This window comes from Ensifer sp. YR511, from assembly GCF_900103045.1.
Lineage (GTDB): Bacteria > Pseudomonadota > Alphaproteobacteria > Rhizobiales > Rhizobiaceae > Ensifer > Ensifer adhaerens.
Genome location: NZ_FNGR01000001.1, coordinates 18,948 through 35,937 on the forward strand (window position 1 = coordinate 18,948; position 16,990 = coordinate 35,937).

Annotated in this window: 13 protein-coding genes; 8 read left to right on the forward strand and 5 right to left on the reverse strand. The window is 62.6% G+C overall.

The genetic code is table 11. The features are described from left to right. Positions 1-61: 61 nt before the first annotated feature. Positions 62-1,531: a Fe-S cluster assembly protein SufB gene (gene sufB / locus BLU15_RS00100; protein WP_060520765.1), complete on the reverse strand. Its 1,470-nt coding sequence runs from the start codon at positions 1,529-1,531 to the stop codon at positions 62-64. Between the two features lie 149 nt (positions 1,532-1,680). Further along, positions 1,681-2,847 carry a cysteine desulfurase family protein gene (locus BLU15_RS00105; RefSeq protein ID WP_060520764.1) on the reverse strand — a complete coding sequence of 389 codons (1,167 nt, stop codon included), beginning with the start codon at positions 2,845-2,847 and terminating at the stop codon, positions 1,681-1,683. A 224-nt stretch (positions 2,848-3,071) separates the two neighbouring features. On the opposite strand from BLU15_RS00105, the gene BLU15_RS00110 reads away from it, so the two are divergent. Together BLU15_RS00110 and BLU15_RS00115 are read left to right on the forward strand one after the other, a co-directional pair. Continuing rightward, on the forward strand, positions 3,072-3,749 hold the full coding sequence (locus BLU15_RS00110; protein WP_034794344.1) for an alpha/beta hydrolase: 678 nt from the start codon (positions 3,072-3,074) through the stop codon (positions 3,747-3,749). 205 nt (positions 3,750-3,954) lie between these two features. Beyond that, positions 3,955-4,773: an alpha/beta fold hydrolase gene (locus tag BLU15_RS00115; protein ID WP_090293837.1), complete on the forward strand. Its 819-nt coding sequence runs from the start codon at positions 3,955-3,957 to the stop codon at positions 4,771-4,773. Between the two features lie 11 nt (positions 4,774-4,784). Here BLU15_RS00115 and BLU15_RS00120 read toward each other — a convergent pair whose 3' ends face one another. Both BLU15_RS00120 and BLU15_RS00125 read right to left on the reverse strand, forming a co-directional pair. Next, positions 4,785-5,984, reverse strand: coding sequence for a GGDEF domain-containing protein (locus BLU15_RS00120; protein ID WP_060585115.1), 1,200 nt, complete (start codon positions 5,982-5,984; stop codon positions 4,785-4,787). 94 nt (positions 5,985-6,078) lie between these two features. After that, positions 6,079-7,242 carry an anhydro-N-acetylmuramic acid kinase gene (locus BLU15_RS00125; RefSeq protein ID WP_090293838.1) on the reverse strand — a complete coding sequence of 388 codons (1,164 nt, stop codon included), beginning with the start codon at positions 7,240-7,242 and terminating at the stop codon, positions 6,079-6,081. Between the two features lie 100 nt (positions 7,243-7,342). Here BLU15_RS00125 and tyrS point away from each other — a divergent pair, with 100 nt between their 5' ends. Further along, positions 7,343-8,596 carry a tyrosine--tRNA ligase gene (gene tyrS, locus BLU15_RS00130; RefSeq protein ID WP_034794357.1) on the forward strand — a complete coding sequence of 418 codons (1,254 nt, stop codon included), beginning with the start codon at positions 7,343-7,345 and terminating at the stop codon, positions 8,594-8,596. A gap of 150 nt (positions 8,597-8,746) precedes the next feature. Here tyrS and BLU15_RS00135 read toward each other — a convergent pair whose 3' ends face one another. Then, a complete protein-coding gene (locus BLU15_RS00135) occupies positions 8,747-12,139 on the reverse strand; it encodes a YhdP family protein (RefSeq protein WP_090294410.1) in 3,393 nt (1,130 codons plus the stop codon). Positions 12,140-12,267: 128 nt separating this feature from the next. On the opposite strand from BLU15_RS00135, the gene BLU15_RS38820 reads away from it, so the two are divergent. The 5 genes from BLU15_RS38820 to BLU15_RS00155 all read left to right on the forward strand — a co-directional run bounded on the left by BLU15_RS38820 (position 12,268) and on the right by BLU15_RS00155 (position 16,987). Continuing rightward, the gene (locus BLU15_RS38820; protein ID WP_143034188.1) at positions 12,268-12,495 is read left to right on the forward strand and encodes a hypothetical protein; all 228 of its coding nucleotides are present in this window, start codon (positions 12,268-12,270) and stop codon (positions 12,493-12,495) included. Positions 12,496-12,550: 55 nt separating this feature from the next. After that, a complete protein-coding gene (locus BLU15_RS00140; protein WP_090293840.1) occupies positions 12,551-13,018 on the forward strand; it encodes a peroxiredoxin in 468 nt (155 codons plus the stop codon). Between the two features lie 8 nt (positions 13,019-13,026). Continuing rightward, a complete protein-coding gene (locus BLU15_RS00145; protein WP_034794364.1) occupies positions 13,027-13,854 on the forward strand; it encodes a ferritin-like domain-containing protein in 828 nt (275 codons plus the stop codon). A 104-nt stretch (positions 13,855-13,958) separates the two neighbouring features. Continuing rightward, positions 13,959-15,293 (forward strand): M23 family metallopeptidase, encoded by a 1,335-nt coding sequence (locus BLU15_RS00150; protein WP_244546684.1) that lies wholly within the window; start codon positions 13,959-13,961, stop codon positions 15,291-15,293. A gap of 185 nt (positions 15,294-15,478) precedes the next feature. Continuing rightward, a complete protein-coding gene (locus BLU15_RS00155) occupies positions 15,479-16,987 on the forward strand; it encodes a DEAD/DEAH box helicase (protein WP_034794369.1) in 1,509 nt (502 codons plus the stop codon). The last annotated feature ends 3 nt before the right edge of the window (positions 16,988-16,990 follow it).

Genomic DNA, 16,990 nt, shown 5'->3' on the forward strand with positions numbered 1-16,990 from the left:
AACGAACGTTCGTTCGCGCGCAAACTCTCGGTGCGCGCCATTCAATTTTCAGTCCAGGGCCTTAGCCCACCGAGCCTTCAAGCGAGATGCCGATCAGCTTCTGCGCTTCGACGGCGAATTCCATCGGCAGTTCCTGGATGACTTCCTTGACGAAGCCGTTGACGATCAGCGCGATCGCCGCTTCGGTCGGGATGCCGCGCTGCAGGCAGTAGAACAGCTGGTCCTCGGAAATCTTCGACGTCGTGGCTTCGTGCTCGAACTGTGCCGTCGAGTTCTTCGCCTCGATGTAAGGAACGGTATGCGCGCCGCACTTGTCGCCGATCAGCAGCGAATCGCACTGGGTGAAGTTGCGGGCATTCTCGGCCTTGCGGTGGGCCGAAACCTGGCCGCGATAGGTGTTTTCCGAGACGCCGGCAGCAATACCCTTGGAGACGATGCGGCTCGACGTGTTCTTGCCGAGGTGGATCATCTTGGTGCCACTGTCGATCTGCTGGTGACCGTTGGACACCGCGATCGAGTAGAACTCGCCGCGCGAACCGTCGCCGCGCAGGATGCAGGACGGATACTTCCAGGTGATCGCCGAACCGGTTTCGACCTGCGTCCAGGAGATCTTGGAGTTCTTGCCACGGCAATCGCCACGCTTGGTGACGAAGTTGTAGATGCCGCCCTTGCCTTCCTTGTCGCCCGGATACCAGTTCTGGACCGTCGAGTACTTGATCTCTGCGTCATCGAGCGCAACGAGTTCGACGACGGCGGCATGAAGCTGGTTCTCGTCGCGCTGCGGTGCGGTGCAGCCTTCGAGATAGGACACGTAGGCGCCCTCTTCGCAGATGATCAGCGTGCGCTCGAACTGGCCGGTGTTCTTCTCGTTGATACGGAAGTAGGTGGACAGTTCCATCGGGCAACGAACGCCCTTCGGCACGTAGACGAAGGAGCCGTCGGTGAAGACTGCGGAGTTCAGCGTCGCATAGTAGTTGTCGGTCGTCGGAACGACGGAACCGAGATACTTCTTGACGAGATCTGGGTGCTCGCGGATCGCCTCGGAGATCGACATGAAGATCACGCCGGCCTTCTTCAGCTCTTCCTTGAAGGTGGTAACGACCGAGACGCTGTCGAAGACGGCGTCGACGGCGATCTTCGACTTCTGCACGCCGGCCAGGATTTCCTGTTCCTTCAGCGGAATGCCGAGCTTTTCGTAGACCTTGAGGATCTCGGGGTCGACCTCTTCAAGCGACGTCGGACCCGTGATGCCCTTCGGCGCCGCGTAGTAGTAGATGTCGTTGAAGTCGATCTTGGGATAGCTGACACGAGCCCAGGTGGGCTCATCGAGCGTCAGCCAGCGGCGATAGGCCTCAAGACGCCATTCCAGCATCCATTCCGGCTCGTTTTTCTTCTCGGAGATGAAGCGAATGATGTCTTCCGAGAGACCCTTCGGGGCCTTCTCGACTTCGATGGTCGTCTCAAAACCGTATTTGTACTGGTCAACGTCGATCTGACGGACCTGATCAATGGTCTCCTGCACGGCAGGCATGTCGTTCTCCAATCTTGCCGGATCCAAGGTCCGGCAGCTTGTCAACACGATGCGCTTGGCACACCGCTTATGTAATGGCTAAAAGGCGCTTTTCACCCTGTTTGCCAAGCGGAAAATTGCTTTTCCGCAATTTCGTCCGGTCGTTCCGCTCAGGCTGCTTGTCCGGGCGCTCGTCTTCTTGCTGCTACCTTTGCAAAGACCGCGGCGCAACGGTCGATATCAGCCTGTGTCGTGCCCTCGCCGATCGAGATTCGAAGTGCGCCCTGGCGCGGATCGTAACCCATCGCCGTCAGCACGTGGCTCTGCCCGACCTTGCCCGAGGAGCAGGCGGAACCCGCCGACAACGCCACACCTTCGAGATCGAAGGCAATCTGCCCGGTCTCGGCCTTGAGGCCAGGAAGCGTGAAGAAGATCGTGTTGCCAACGCGCGAAACGTCGCGGCCGTGAATAACCACGTCGGTTGCCGCGGCCAGCATCTCGCCTTCGAGCATGTCGCGCAACGCGCTGACCACGCCCATTCGTTGGCCGACATCTTCGCCGACCTTCCGGGCGGCCGCTGCAAAGCCGGCAATCGCCACCGGATTTTCAGTCCCGGAACGGTGCCCCTTTTCCTGTCCGCCGCCGCGGATCAGCGGTGCGGGCATCATAACCTCGCCGCGCGCCACCAGCGCGCCGGCGCCCTTCGGGCCGCCGATCTTGTGCGAGGAGACGATCAGGAAATCGGCGGCGAGGTCTTCAATCGAAAGCGGCACGCGGCCGGCGGCCTGCACCGCGTCGACGACGAGAATGCCGCCATGGGCGCGAACGATCTCGGCGATCGCGGCGATCGGCTGGATGATGCCCGTCTCGTTGTTGACCAGCATGACGGCAACCATCGGCAAGCCGAGCTGGCGATCATGCGCGGATAACAGCTCCCTCAGCACCGGGAGATCGACGACGCCGTCTGAAATCACCGGGATTTCGCTGAGGGCTTCGCGCGGAAAGCGTCCGCCTTCGCGCACGGCCGGGTGCTCGATCGCCGAGGCATAGAGCCGGCCGATCTTCAGCGGCGTGCGGCCCATGCGGAAATCGGGCGTAAGCACCAGGTTGGCCGCTTCCGTGGCGCCGCTGGTAAAGATGACGCTGCCAGGCTTGGCGCCGCAGAGCGCTGCCACGTCGCGACGGGCGTTTTCGATCAACGTGCGCAACGCGCGGCCCTCTCCGTGAACGGAAGAAGGGTTGCCAAGGAGGTCGAGCGCCGACAGGCAAGCCTCGCGCGCTTCGGGCAGAAGCGGCGCCGTGGCGTTCCAGTCCATATAGATGCGCGAACTCGACATGATTTCCTTCGCTAGATCAACAGGTCACAGGCCCGCAACCTCTGGCGATGCATTTTCCTTGAATTTTCCGCGCCGCTTGCCTTATGAGACGAAGCACAAGGCGGAATGCCCGCACAGAAGTTTTGAACGGTTCTAAACTAGGTTTTAGAAAAGCTGACTGCTTTCGTCAAGACTCATCGCGATCTGAACCCAAGATTCGAACCAGGAACACTCCCGGAGAGCCAATGCCCGAAATCATCTTCAACGGACCCGCCGGCCGCCTCGAAGGCCGTTATCAGCCTTCGAAGCAGAAGAGCGCGCCGATCGCCATCATCCTGCACCCGCACCCGCAGTTCGGCGGCACGATGAACAACCAGATCGTCTACCAGCTCTTCTATATGTTCCAGAAGCGCGGCTTCACCACGCTCCGGTTCAACTTCCGCGGCATCGGCCGCAGCCAGGGCGAATTCGACCACGGCGCCGGCGAGCTTTCGGATGCGGCATCCGCGCTCGACTGGGTGCAGAGCCTGCATCCGGATTCGAAGAGCTGCTGGGTTGCCGGCTATTCCTTCGGTGCCTGGATCGGTATGCAGCTCCTGATGCGCCGCCCGGAAATCGAAGGATTCATGGCCGTCGCGCCACAGCCGAACATCTACGACTTCTCGTTCCTCGCGCCCTGCCCGTCCTCGGGTCTGATCATCAACGGCGATTCCGACAAGGTTGCGCCGGAAAAGGACGTCAACGGCCTCGTCGAGAAGCTGAAGGCGCAGAAGGGCATTCTCATCACCCACAAGACGGTGCCCGGCGCCAACCACTTCTTCAACGGCCAGGTCGAAGGCCTGATGACGGAATGCGAGGACTACCTCGACCGTCGCCTCAACGGCGAACTGACACCGGAGCCGGCCGCCAAGCGTATTCGCTGAAAACCCGGGCCACGTACAGGAGCGCCGCGTACCCCTTCGGGTGCGCGGCGTTTTTTATGGACAAATGCGCCCCATGGTCGTGCGCCCGAAGGCTGCAAAAACTCTCACCCGATAGGATGAGTTTCAGCGCCGTGTGATCGGCGTATAGTGCAAGTCTAGGCTGTCTGGGTGGGGCAGAGCCGAGCAGCATTCACGGGAGGGAGCCATGTCGCAGGTGTCGAATGTGTCGGCGTGCGAGCCGAGGTGGCTAACCCTGCCCGCCACTCCGCAGCTTCCGGCTGGCGGACGTGAGGGTGTTGTCGAGCTCGCGGACGCCAGGATCTGGCACGCGGTGTATGGTTCGGGTGCTCCCGTCATTTTGCTACATGGCGGGCTAGGCAATTCCGACTATTGGGGGCTTCAGGTCACGGAGCTCGCCAAAACCTGTCAGGTCATCGTGATGGACAGCCGGGGTCACGGACGCAGCTCCCGAGGTAGTGGGAGCATGAGCTATGATCTCATGGCAGGCGATGTCATGGCACTGATGGCTCACCTGAGGTTGCCAAAGGCGGTCATCATCGGTTGGAGCGACGGCGCGATTATCGGGCTCCTGCTGGCGATGGGGCATCCCGATCTCATAGCCGGTGTCTTTTCCTTCGGGGCAAACAGCAATCCATCCGGAACACACGATTTTACCAAGAGCGTCGTCTTCAACGCCTATATCGCGCGAACGGGCGAAGAGTACGCCCTGCTGTCGTCGACGCCAGGGGGATTTAAGCGCTTCTTCGACGAGATGATGGCGATGTGGACTTCGCAGCCGAACATCACGGCCGACGACCTTCAGAAAATCCGGGTCCCTGTCTGGGTGGTGGATGGCGACCATGAGGAAGCCATCAAACGGGACGACACGCTGTTAATCGCCGACAACATTCCGGGGGCCGGCCTGTTGATCCAGCCTGAGGTCAGCCATTTTTCGATACTGCAGAACCCGCACCAGTTCACCGAAGACATCCTCCGGTTTCTCCGAGAGAAATGCATCGCCTAGACGCCGGTCGTCTATGACCGCCCGATCCAGTGTGGAACGCTTGGGTTGACGACCGTGGTCGGTGCTTCGGCACATTCGACACGGTTGCGACCGTTGGCCTTGGCTGTATAGAGCGCCTCGTCGGCGCGCTGTATCACCGGATCGAGCGCCTCGCCGATGCCGACGGCCGTGACGCCGAAGCTCGCCGTCACCCTTGCTGCTTCCGGAAGTCCGCCGATCTGCTGGGACATGATCGCCGCACGCATGCCGTGGGCGACGACGCGCGCTTCGGATAGATCCGTGCAGGGCAGAAACACCGCGAACTCTTCGCCGCCGAGACGGCCGGCGACGGCGCGGTTGGGCATCACGTCCATCAGCACCCGGGCGAATCGGCGAATGACTTCGTCGCCCGTGAGGTGGCCATAGGTGTCGTTGACCAACTTGAAGCGATCGAGGTCGGCGAGAATGACTGTTCCCGGCGTCTGGGTGGTGCGGGCGTGCAGGAGCGGCATGACCCGTTCGATGAAGCCACGGCGATTGTAGAGGCCGGAGAGCAGGTCGATTTCCGAGCGCGCCTGCGCGTCGTCGACAATCTCCTTGACCATCACGCCGAGCATGGCAAGGCCGGCGCCGACGATGAGGATCGCACCGAGCGCCTGCGAGATGAGCGCAAACGGGCTGGAAACATAGTCCTGGGCCGTTACGCCCGAGCCTGCGACGACCGCGGCATAGATCTTTACGAGGTAGTAGGCGGCCGAGAGCGCCAGCAGGCCGAACAACAGCCAGTCAAAGAAGGTGCGACGGCCGGAGCGAAGGACGACCGATGCCGTCCACGCCTGGATCACGACAAAGGGCGCCTGGTACGGGATCGCATGCTCCCAGGTGCCTCTCGGCAGGTCGTAGATCGCCAGGTCCAGGGAAACGCCGGCGACGAAGAAGGCGCCGAGCAACGGCACGCGCACCGGCACTTGATAGAAAAGGCCGAGGCCAAAACGCAGAAGACAGAAGCCGCCGAGCACGCAGGCAAAGGCGCTGACGGCAAAGAGCCGCGGGGTCGAGGAAAAGGGAACGATCGTTTCGCAGACGGCTGCAAGCGAGGCGACGGCAAATCCGGCAGCGCACCAGAGCGCCGCACGCCGCTGCCGGCTCTTTGCGGCAATGATGAGAAATGCGGCCGTGAAGATCTGCGCGATGATGAAATTCACGGCCAGCAGAGAAATCGCACCACCCATCGACGAACCCGAAACCCTCGTGCGGCACCAAGCCGCTCCTCGCCACCTCCAGTGGCAGCGGCTGAGATCCTAATTCGCTGTTGCGAAAATTTGATTAATCCGTTGGGATGACGGACTTATGGCGAAACGCGAGATCAACTTCAAGTTCCGCGCGCCGGCCGCCGCTGACCGGTTGCCGCACGCCCGTCGTACCCGGATAGGTAAGCGGCAGGCCTCGCAAGGCACGCACGGCGAGGTAGGCCCAGGCCTCGGCCTCCATCGAATCGCCGTTGAAGCCCACCGCCTCCGCCGCAAGCACTGTCGCGCCCTCTACTTCGGCAAGCGAAGCGAGGTCACGCATGATCACCGGATTGAGCCGGCCGCCGCCGCAGACGACATAGGTGACTGGCCGCTGTGGCAAGTGCCCCGCCGATTTGATGATCGCTGCCGCCGTGACATGGGCAAGCGTACGTGCGCCGTCGGCAAGGCTCGCATCGCTTCCGGCCGGCGGTGCAAAATCGCTCCGGTCCAGAGAGCGGCGCGTGGCCGCGGAGAAGAAGGCATTGGTGAGATAGCGTTCGGCAAGCGCCGGCAGCACCGTTCCCTCGCTGGCGATCATGCCGCCCTGGTCGAAGGGAATGCCGGCATGCGCTTCGACCCACTGGTCGATCAGCGTGTTGCCGGGACCGCTGTCATAGGCAATGAGCGTCTCGCCTTCGCCGATGAAGGTCAGGTTGGAAATGCCGCCGATGTTGACGAAGACAACCGGTGCTGGAAGGCCGGCCGCGCCTCGCGCCAGTGCCGCGTGGTAGGCGGGGATCAGCGGCGCGCCCTGCCCTCCATGTTCCATGTCGTTGGCGCGCATGTCGTAGACGACATCGATGCCCGTTTCTCCGGCAAGGAGCGCGCCGTCGCCGATCTGCACCGTCAGGGCCTCGTCCGGGCGGTGCAGCACGGTCTGTCCGTGAAAGCCGAGCACGTCGATATCAGCCGCCGACAGGTTGTTCTGTTTGAGGAAGGTCTTGACCGCTTCTGCGTGTCGCAGCGTCAGGTCGCGCTCAAGCGCATCAAGGGCGCCCGGCCTTTGGTCACGTTGCGTGATCGCCTTCGCTTCAACCAGTCCCTGCTTCAAACGATCCCGAAATTGCGCGTCGTAGGGAAAGCTGGCAGATGGTCCGCGCTCGACGACGGTCTCCCCGTCGGTTCGCAACAGGGCCACGTCGATGCCGTCCATGCTCGTGCCACTCATCAGGCCGATTGCGGTTCTTGTCTGTGTCATGCGGGTCAATATTTCCAGAATCACTTTTGAAGTGATTATGCGCAAAAACAGTGCTAAACGCCCGTTCGTTCAAAAACTCCCCCCGCAAGAGAGACAGATCATGTCCGGTTTCAAGTCCGATTTCCTTCACACCCTCAGCGAGCGTGGCTTCATCCACCAGATCTCCGACGAGACTGGCCTGGACGAACTGTTCCGGAAGGAAACCGTGACGGCCTATATCGGCTTCGACCCGACGGCGCCGAGCCTGCATGCCGGCGGCCTGATCCAGATCATGATGCTGCACTGGATGCAGGCGACCGGCCACCGGCCGATCTCGCTGATGGGCGGCGGCACCGGCATGGTCGGCGACCCGTCCTTCAAGGACGAGGCTCGCCAGCTGATGACGCCGGCGACGATCGACGCCAACATCGCCAGCATCAAGACGGTGTTCTCCAACTACCTCAGCTATGGCGAAGGCCCCAAGGACGCGTTGATGATCAACAACGCCGACTGGCTGCTCGGCATCAACTACCTCGAATTCCTGCGCGACGTCGGCCGTCATTTCTCGGTCAACCGCATGCTGTCCTTCGACAGCGTCAAGACGCGGCTTGATCGCGAGCAGTCGCTGTCCTTCCTCGAATTCAACTACATGATCCTGCAGGCCTACGACTTCGTCGAGCTGCACAAGCGCACCGGCTGCCGCCTGCAGATGGGCGGCTCGGACCAGTGGGGCAACATCATCAACGGCATCGACCTCGGCCACCGCATGGGCACCGAGCAGCTCTATGCCCTGACCTCGCCGCTTCTGACCACCTCGTCGGGCGCAAAGATGGGCAAGTCGGTCAACGGCGCCATCTGGCTGAACCCGGACATGCTGTCGGCCTATGACTTCTGGCAGTACTGGCGCAACACCGAGGATGCGGACGTCACCCGCTTCCTGAAGCTCTACACGACCCTGCCTATGGCCGAGATCGATCGGCTCTCCGAGCTTGGCGGCTCTGAGATCAACGAGGTCAAGAAGATCCTGGCAACCGAGATCACCGCCATGCTGCACGGCCGACCGGCCGCCGAGCAGGCGGCGGAGACCGCTCGGAAGACTTTCGAGGAAGGCGCGCTTGCCGCCGACCTGCCTTCGGTCGAGATCCCGACGGCTGAGCTTGAAGCCGGCCTCGGCCTGCTGACGCTGATCGTACGCGCCGGTCTTGCCGCTTCCAACGGCGAGGCGCGTCGCCATGTCCAGGGCGGTGCCGTCAGGATCAACGACGAGGCCGTCAGCGACGAGCGTCGGATCATCGGCACCGGCGACGTGACCGCCGACAATGTCGTCAAGCTGTCGCTCGGCAAGAAGAAGCACATTCTGGTGCGCCCGGCCTGAACCGGAGCGCCACTCAAGAATTTGAAGGGCCGGCCCGACAGCGCCGCGCGTCTGTTAAGACGCGCAAAGGTCGCTGTAGAACTTTGAAGTGCTGCATGTTTTGTCCTTAAATCGGCGACGATTTAAGGACATGCAGTGCGTCGGCCTTCTTCATTGGAACTCGAAGATGCTGCGGAAGACGCCCGGCGCGATGATCGACAAAGGATTGATCGTCAGCTTCGGCTGGTTGAACGGGCCGTTGAGCTTGAAGGTGATGCCGAGCAGGCCGCGGTCGCGGCCGTTGCCGAGCAGCACGCCGATCAGCGGCAGTTCGCCGAAGATGCGGTTCAGCCCATAGGCCGGCATGAAAGTGCCAGTCATGTCCATGATGCCATTGTTGTCGCGCACCGTTCCCTGGAAGGTCGCGCCGACATCGGTGCCGCGCAGCACGCCGCCCTCGACGCGGATCGCGCCACGGTCGAGCGCCAGTTGCGCGAAGCCGCGTTCGAAGCGGGCCGAGCTGACGTCGATGTCACGGCGCACGGCCTGGTTCAGGCTTCGGCCGTCGGCACCGGTGGGCGTCGACACCATCGATTGCAGGCGCTGCTCGCCGACGAGCTGGAACTTTCGGATATCGACGCTGCCCCGCCAGGAGCGCCCGCCACGGTCACGCAGTTTGAGATTGAGCAGGCCGCCGCGCATGTTCTGGTAGATGTCGGCAAACCGCGCCAGCGCGCCGGCATCTCCCGTAGTCAGCTCTAGCGTGTTGTCGGCACCGGCCTTGGCGAGCCGGGCAACCAGCGCCTGACCGCTGCTCGTCACGGCCGAGAGGTTGACGTCCTCGATCTGACGTCCGCGCTCGCCGTAGACCAGATTGACGTTCGAGAGCGATTCGCCATTGAAACCGGTGACGCGATCGAGCTGGGCCTTGATGGCAATGTCGTCGCCACCACCCTGGTTCTGGTCGCTTCCGGTCTTCAATTGGGCCAGGATCGGCCTGATATCGGCTGCAGCGCCGCTGAGCGACGCGGTGTAGCCGCCCCTGGTGCGGTCGATGGAGACCTTGAAGTCGTCGCCCTGCGCCAGGCGGACATTGTCGAGATCCGCCGAGAGCAGACCGCCATCGTCGATCTGCAGCTTGCCGCGCGCACCAAAGCCGTCGCCGGCAACCGCGAAATTGCTGATTGTTGCGATCTTGCCGTCCATCGAGGACGTGAACTGCGCCTCGGCCGGAATCCCGACGCCCTTGCTCCAGCCGATCCAGGGAAGCGAGAGCTGGGCTTTCGTGAGGTCGATCTCTGCCGTCTGCCGGCTCGCCTCGTCGATTGCAACGTCGATCGTGATCGGTCCGGAAACGATCCGAGAAAGCCCAGGTATCAGTTTCTGCCAAACACCCTGCTCCAGCGAGCCCGAAATCTCGCGCGAACGCTTGACGGTCGAACCGGAATCGACCGGTTCCGTCAGCGCGACCTTGACCTTCGCGCCTTCGATACGGGCATCCGCATCGAGGACCGCCTGCTGATTATCGACCCGAAATGTACCGACGAGATCCTCTACGGCGCGCCCGAACATGGCCTTCTGGACGGTGACCTTATCGAGCTGCATCTGTACCTGATAGAGCGGCTTCGGCGGCTTCTGATCCGAGATCAGGCCGAAACGGGCGCCCACGACGGCGGTCAGAGGACCGCTGAAATCTTCCGGCAGCAGCGGGGTCTTTTGTAGCGCCTGAATCGGCTTGTAGCTCACGAGCTCGGCGATCGCATCGGCATCGCCGCCAACCTCGATCTTCATCTCCGCCATCAGTGGTTTCGTGTAGACGTCGGGAAGGATGAAGTCGCCGCCGTTGAGCGCGACCGCGCGTCCAGACGGGAAGAAGGCGGTCCCCTTCTCGATCTCGGCTGTCATGCGCTGGCCGCTCAGCTTGAACTTGCCGGAGGTGTCGCGCAGCGGGGGTATCTCGCCGGTGATGTTGATGCGCGTGTCGTCGATATCGAAGTTGATATTGAGCTCCTGCTCGTTGAGCTTGAGCTCGCCTTCGTTGGTGGCGATCCGCCCCTCGGCGACCGATACTTCGATGCGGGCATTGGTGACCGTGCCGCCGAAGAGGTTGGCGATCGCCCAGCGCCGCGCGCCCTTGGCCAACCACCACGGCCACAATTGCTTGACGGCGGTCGCCTCCATGCGATCGCTGACCGAGGCGAAGCTGATCTGCGGTGATGTCTTGCCGAAGGCGACGGAAAGCGATCCGAACATCGAACCGAGCGGGGTCGACACGGCGAGCTGGTCGAAGATCAGTTGGCGCTTGTCCGACACAAACCGGCCATTTGCCTTGGCATCGAAGATCAGTGGCGCGTCGGCGACGTCTTCCGGGGCGGAGCTTGCGTTCTTGAGCAGGAGGTCGATGGCAAACCCCTTCTCCGTTGCGCCGGCAATCTTGTCGAGGTCGATAATCGCTCCGGTAAACGGAAAGGTCGAACGGCCGATCTTGACGGCCGACGGCAGAATTTCGACGGACGAGCGCTCGAAGTCATAGGCGACGTCCATTTGCGAGGCATTGAGCGTCGAGACGAGGTTGCCTGCGTGGAACTCGCCCTTGGACGTGCGCACGGTCACGCGCAGATCCGGTTTCGCATTGCCCGCGGCCCGTGTCGCCTTCAGCGACAGCCCGGCCGATGCGACGACGCCGAAGGGCGGCTCCGAGCCGACTTTACCGTGGTAGAAGAACGGTGCGAGCGGCAGATTGGTGATCGACGCTTCGAAGCCGGTCATGTGCCCCTTGTCGCCAAGGGCGTCGGCGCTGAGATCGACGTCCACCCCGTCGACGGTGACGCTGCCCTTGACGCTCATCGAGCCGCCGGCGTCACGGTTGAACTCGAGCGCGTTGGCGACGACGGGCACGACGCGATCGCGGGAGCCGATGACGGAGAAGCTGAAATCCGACAGCGTGACCTTCTGGCTGCCGCGGCCGGCCGCCATCTGCGATATGCGGTCGACGTGGGAGAAGATTGCCTCCAGCGTATCGCCAACGTCGGCAATGCGGATCTTGGTGAGATCGAGCGGTTCGCCGCGCGGCAGCAACCCGGAATCGAAATCGCCGCCTTCCGCTTCGAGGTTGGAGACGGCGATGCGTCCGGTCATCAACGCCAGCGGGTCGAGCGCGATCGAGATCGCGCGGAGCTTGGCGACCGGCTGGCCCGAGGACGCTTCGCTGAGCGCCACTTCGCGGGCTCTGAGCGCAATCGCGCCGCTCGCGGTCATGCGCACCACAGTGCTGCCGACCTCTACGCGGTAGGCATCGCCGAGCGCTGCATTGAGTGCGGTGCGGGCGCGCGCGTTAAGCGTGCTGTCCATCACCCCGCTTTCGATGACGACAATGAGGATCGCCGCGATGGAAAGCGCGAGCAGCGATGTCAGCAGTGCGATCTTGGCACAGAAGCGCGCGGCTTTGTTCTTGCGCGGCGCGTGCACGATCATGGGTTCGTGCGCCTGCGCCGAAGGCAACGCATGCAACGCGACGATGTCTTTCTTGCGAAAGCCGACTTTTTCGCCGCGGATCTCACTCATCAGCGCGGGCGTCCTCCATACGATACGAGCTTCGTCGTCGCCCTCCGTCTCTGTCATTTCGGGGCGACCACTTCTCGCTTCTTGTAGACCACATGTCATCGTGCCGAGTCACCAAGGGACGCGGGACCATGCTGTGGAAAGCGACCACCTGCGATGGAATTCGCGCGCGCAGGCGACTGCAACGTTTCGTAGCGGCCCATGCCGTCCGAAACCTGTCGAATCTAGCACAAATGCGCTGGACGGCAGTCGACGATTTTCGCTATGCCCAAGAGCGCCGCGCGCCTTGTGGCGCGCAAATGTCGCTCGACTACCTTGAGCACTGCACGTTTTGCCCTCTGGTCGGCAAAGACCAATGAAAACATGCAGTAGCGCGCGATTGTCTGCAAAACTTGGCGGAAGGAAGGTTTAATCATGGCAAGACCCGGTCCCGGAGATGTCGCTCCCGACTTCACCCTGCCGCGTGACGGCGGCGGTACGATTTCGCTCTCGGCCCTGCGCGGCCGCCCGGTTGTTCTGTTCTTCTATCCGAAGGACGATACGCAGGCCTGCACGCTTGAGGCGATCTCGTTTTCGGAACTTGCCGACGAATTCGCCGCAGCCGGCATAGCCCTGATCGGGCTTTCGCCCGATTCGGTGAAGAAGCACGACCGCTTCGCCAAGAAGCACAACCTGACGGTGCCGCTCGCTGCCGACGAGGAGAAATCGGTCGTCGAAGCCTATGGCGTCTGGGTCGAGAAGATGATGTACGGGCGCAAGTACATGGGGGTCGAGCGCAGCACCTTCCTGATCGGCGCCGACGGCGTCGTCGTCAGGGTTTGGGAAAAGGTGAAGGTGGACGGCCACGCCCGCGAGGTCCTTGACGCCGCAAAGGCGATCTGAGGGCGCCGATGACCGAGTTGCCCGTGTTCCACAGCCTGCGGGGCGGTGCAGTCGAAGCGATCCGCGCCGCCGACCTCGAGGTCAAGACGGCGCTCGCGCAGGAAGCCGCCCGGCGCTGGCAGCGCCGCACGCTGTCGCTGCGCTCGCCGCTCGACCGGCCGGTGCCGGTGCGCCCGGGCCGACCGGACAAGCCGGTGCTGACGCCACCGACGCAGGTCAAGCGCCGGTCTCTCGGTTCGCTGAAGGGCCGAATCGCACTTCTGCACTCCATCGCCCATATCGAATTGAACGCCGTCGATCTCGCCCTTGATATCGTCGCCCGCTTTGCAACCGAGCCGGTGCCCAATTCCTTCTTCGACGGCTGGATGCGTGTCGCCTTCGAAGAGGCGAAGCACTTCCGCATGGTCCGCCAGCGCCTGAACGACCTCGGCGCCGACTATGGCGACCTGCCTGCCCATGACGGCCTCTGGCAGGCGGCGCACGATACGCGCAACGACCTGACGGCGCGGCTCGCCGTCGTGCCGCTCATTCTCGAAGCGCGCGGTCTCGACGTGACGCCAGCGCTTCAGGCCAAGATGCGCGAAACCGGCGACTTCGAGAGTGCGGCCGTGCTCGACGTCATCTACGAGGACGAGAAGGGCCACGTCGCCGTTGGCGCCAAATGGTTCCGCTTTCTCTGCGCCCGCGAGAAGAAGGACCCGGCAGCGACCTTCCAGCAGCTGGTGCGCGCCAATTTCCGCGGTCCCCTGAAGGCGCCGTTCAACGATATCGCCCGCGCCGAGGCCGGCCTGACGCCGTCGTTCTACCGCTCGATGACCGCTTCGACCAATCGATAGCGGGCATCACCTTCCCGCAATCTTGCTTACCGATTGTTAACCCTAACAAAGTGTAATGATCCCCAGGTGATGCGAGGCAACGCGCACATGGCGGGAGAGAACGGGTGTCTGGACATCAGGCAAATCGTACCTTTGGAAAACGCAAGCAGAATCACGTCCTGATCCTGGCCAGCGGCGACAAGGTCCGGCACATGACCGTGCGCCCGTGGATGGCGGCGATCGCTGTCTCCTTTGCAGGCGTCTGCAGCATCGGCTATCTCGCGGCCACTTCCTATCTGGTTTTGCGCGACGACCTGATCGGCGGCACGATTGCCCGCCAGGCCCGCATGCAGCATGAATACGAAGATCGGATCACCGCGCTGCGGGCGCAGGTCGATCGGGTCACCAGCCGGCAACTGCTCGACCAGCAAGTGGTCGAGGAAAAGGTCGAGAAGCTGCTGCGCCAGCAGATGGCGCTGACCTCGCGCAACGGAAAGCTCGGCGCCCTGGTCGAAAGGGCCGAAAATTCCGGCGTCACGACCGCAACCGATGCGCCTGCGGCCGTCGAGCCGCTTGCCTATGAAAAACGCGCCGATGCGAGCAGCAGCGGCAGTGTCAAGGCGATTGAGAAGCTGATGGGACTGACCGTTGCGCCGGTCAGTGCTGCGGCTGTCCCCGCCCTCGCCTATGCAGCACCCGATGCCGGCGAATCAAGTTCCGACCGCGCCGACCGGATTTTCTCAAAAGTGACGCTCTCGCTGAAGGATGTCGAGCGCGAGCAGATGACACGGGTCCAGCGACTGACGGACGGTGCGGCGAAGACGTCGGATGCGATTCGCTCGATCGTCGGGCGCACCGGTGTCGACCTGCCCGTTGACGATGTCGCCGAGTTGATTCCGGCCAACGACATATCCGGCTCCGCCGAGACGGCGATCGGCGGTCCCTTCGTCGAGCCTGTGAACGATGACGATTTTGGCCGTTCGCTTGCCGCGCTCGATACCGCACTCCTGGAGCTCGACCGCACGCGCGCCGAGGTCCGCAAGCTGCCCTTCGGCAACCCCTCGCCGGCCAGCGACATCACCAGCGATTTCGGCAACCGGCTTGATCCGTTTCTCGGGCGTCTGGCGCTGCATGCCGGCATCGACTTTCGCGCAACGGTCGGCACGCGCATCCGCTCGGCAGCGCCTGGAACGGTGACCAATGCAGGGTTGACGGGCGGCTATGGAAACATGGTCGAGATCGACCATGGCAATGGTGTCGCGACGCGCTACGCCCACCTTTCCACCGTGCTGGTGAAAGCCGGCGACCGGGTGAAGGCTGGCGAAGTCATTGCCAAGTCCGGCAACACCGGGCGCTCCACCGGACCGCACCTGCACTATGAAATCCGGCTGAACGGCAATGCCGTGGATCCCATGCGGTTTCTGGATGCGAGCACCAACCTCGCAAGCTATATGAACTGACGCTACCGCGCGGTTCCGCTTGACAAGAAATGCGACAGATTCGCCACTATTTACCTTTTACTGCTTCAACGTGCTGGATTTCTTGACTTTCGGCGGCGTTCAGCTTAAGAGCGCGGCCACGTGCTCGTGCGTTTTCCATCGATCGATCAGTGTTCTATTGAACCGGAACGGAAACAGATTTCCCTTTGACCAATTTTGCTGACCTTGGCCTGAGCCAAAAAGTTCTCTCCGCTGTCACCGATGCGGGCTACACAATCCCGACCCCGATCCAGACAGGCGCTATCCCGCCGGCGCTGCAGCGTCGTGATATTCTGGGCATCGCCCAGACGGGCACGGGCAAGACCGCTTCGTTCGTGCTGCCGATGCTGACGCTGCTCGAAAAGGGCCGCGCCCGCGCGCGCATGCCGCGTACGCTCATTCTGGAGCCGACGCGCGAACTCGCCGCACAGGTCGCAGAGAACTTCGACAAGTACGGCAAGAACCACAAACTCAACATCGCGCTTCTGATCGGCGGCGTGTCCTTCGACGAGCAGGACCGCAAGCTTGAGCGTGGCGCTGATGTGCTGATCTGCACGCCCGGCCGCCTGCTCGACCACTTCGAGCGCGGCAAGCTGCTGATGAGCGGCGTGGAAATCCTGGTCATCGACGAGGCCGACCGTATGCTCGACATGGGCTTCATTCCCGATATCGAGCGCATCGCCAAGCTGATCCCGTTCACGCGCCAGACGTTGTTCTTCTCGGCGACGATGCCGCCGGAAATCCAGAAGCTTGCCGACCGCTTCCTGCAGAACCCGGAGCGCGTCGAAGTCGCCCGCCCGGCTTCCACGGCTCAGACGGTGACGCAGCGCTTCGTTGCAGCGCATGCCAAGGATTACGAGAAGCGCGCGGTACTGCGTGATCTGATTCGCGCCCAGGACGAACTGAAGAACGCGATCATCTTCTGCAATCGCAAGAAGGATGTCGCCGACCTCTTCCGTTCGCTCGACCGCCACGGCTTCTCCGTCGGTGCGCTCCATGGCGACATGGACCAGCGGTCGCGCATGACGATGCTGGCCAACTTCAAGGACGGCAACATCAAGCTGCTCGTCGCCTCCGACGTTGCGGCCCGCGGCCTCGATATCCCTGATGTCAGCCACGTCTTCAACTTCGACGTTCCGATCCATGCGGAAGACTACGTCCACCGCATCGGCCGTACCGGCCGTGCCGGCCGCTCGGGCGCGTCCTTCACGCTGGTGACCAAGCGCGACACGAAATTCTCCGACGCCATCGAAAAGCTGATCGGCCAGAAGGTCGAATGGCTGAACGGCGACCTTTCCAATCTGCCTGAGCCGATGGAAAGCCACGATACCGGCCGCCGTGAACGCGGTCGTGATGGCCGCAAGGACCGGAAAAAAGATGGGGATCGCGGCTCCAAGGCCCGTTCCGATCATAAATCCGATACCGTGCGCGCCGATAGTGAGGCCGAAATTGAAACAGTCGTGGAAAGGGCGGAATCGGTGAAACCGGCACGCAGCGCAGAGAACAAGCAGGCACAGAACAACCGTGGCGATCGTCCGGTGCGTGCATCGAACCCTGCCAACGACGACAATCGCGACCGCCGCAACCGTCACCGCCGCGACTATGACGACGGCCCGACGCCCGTCGGCTTCGGCGACGAAATCCCTGCCTTCATGCTGATTGCCGGCAAGGCCTGATCC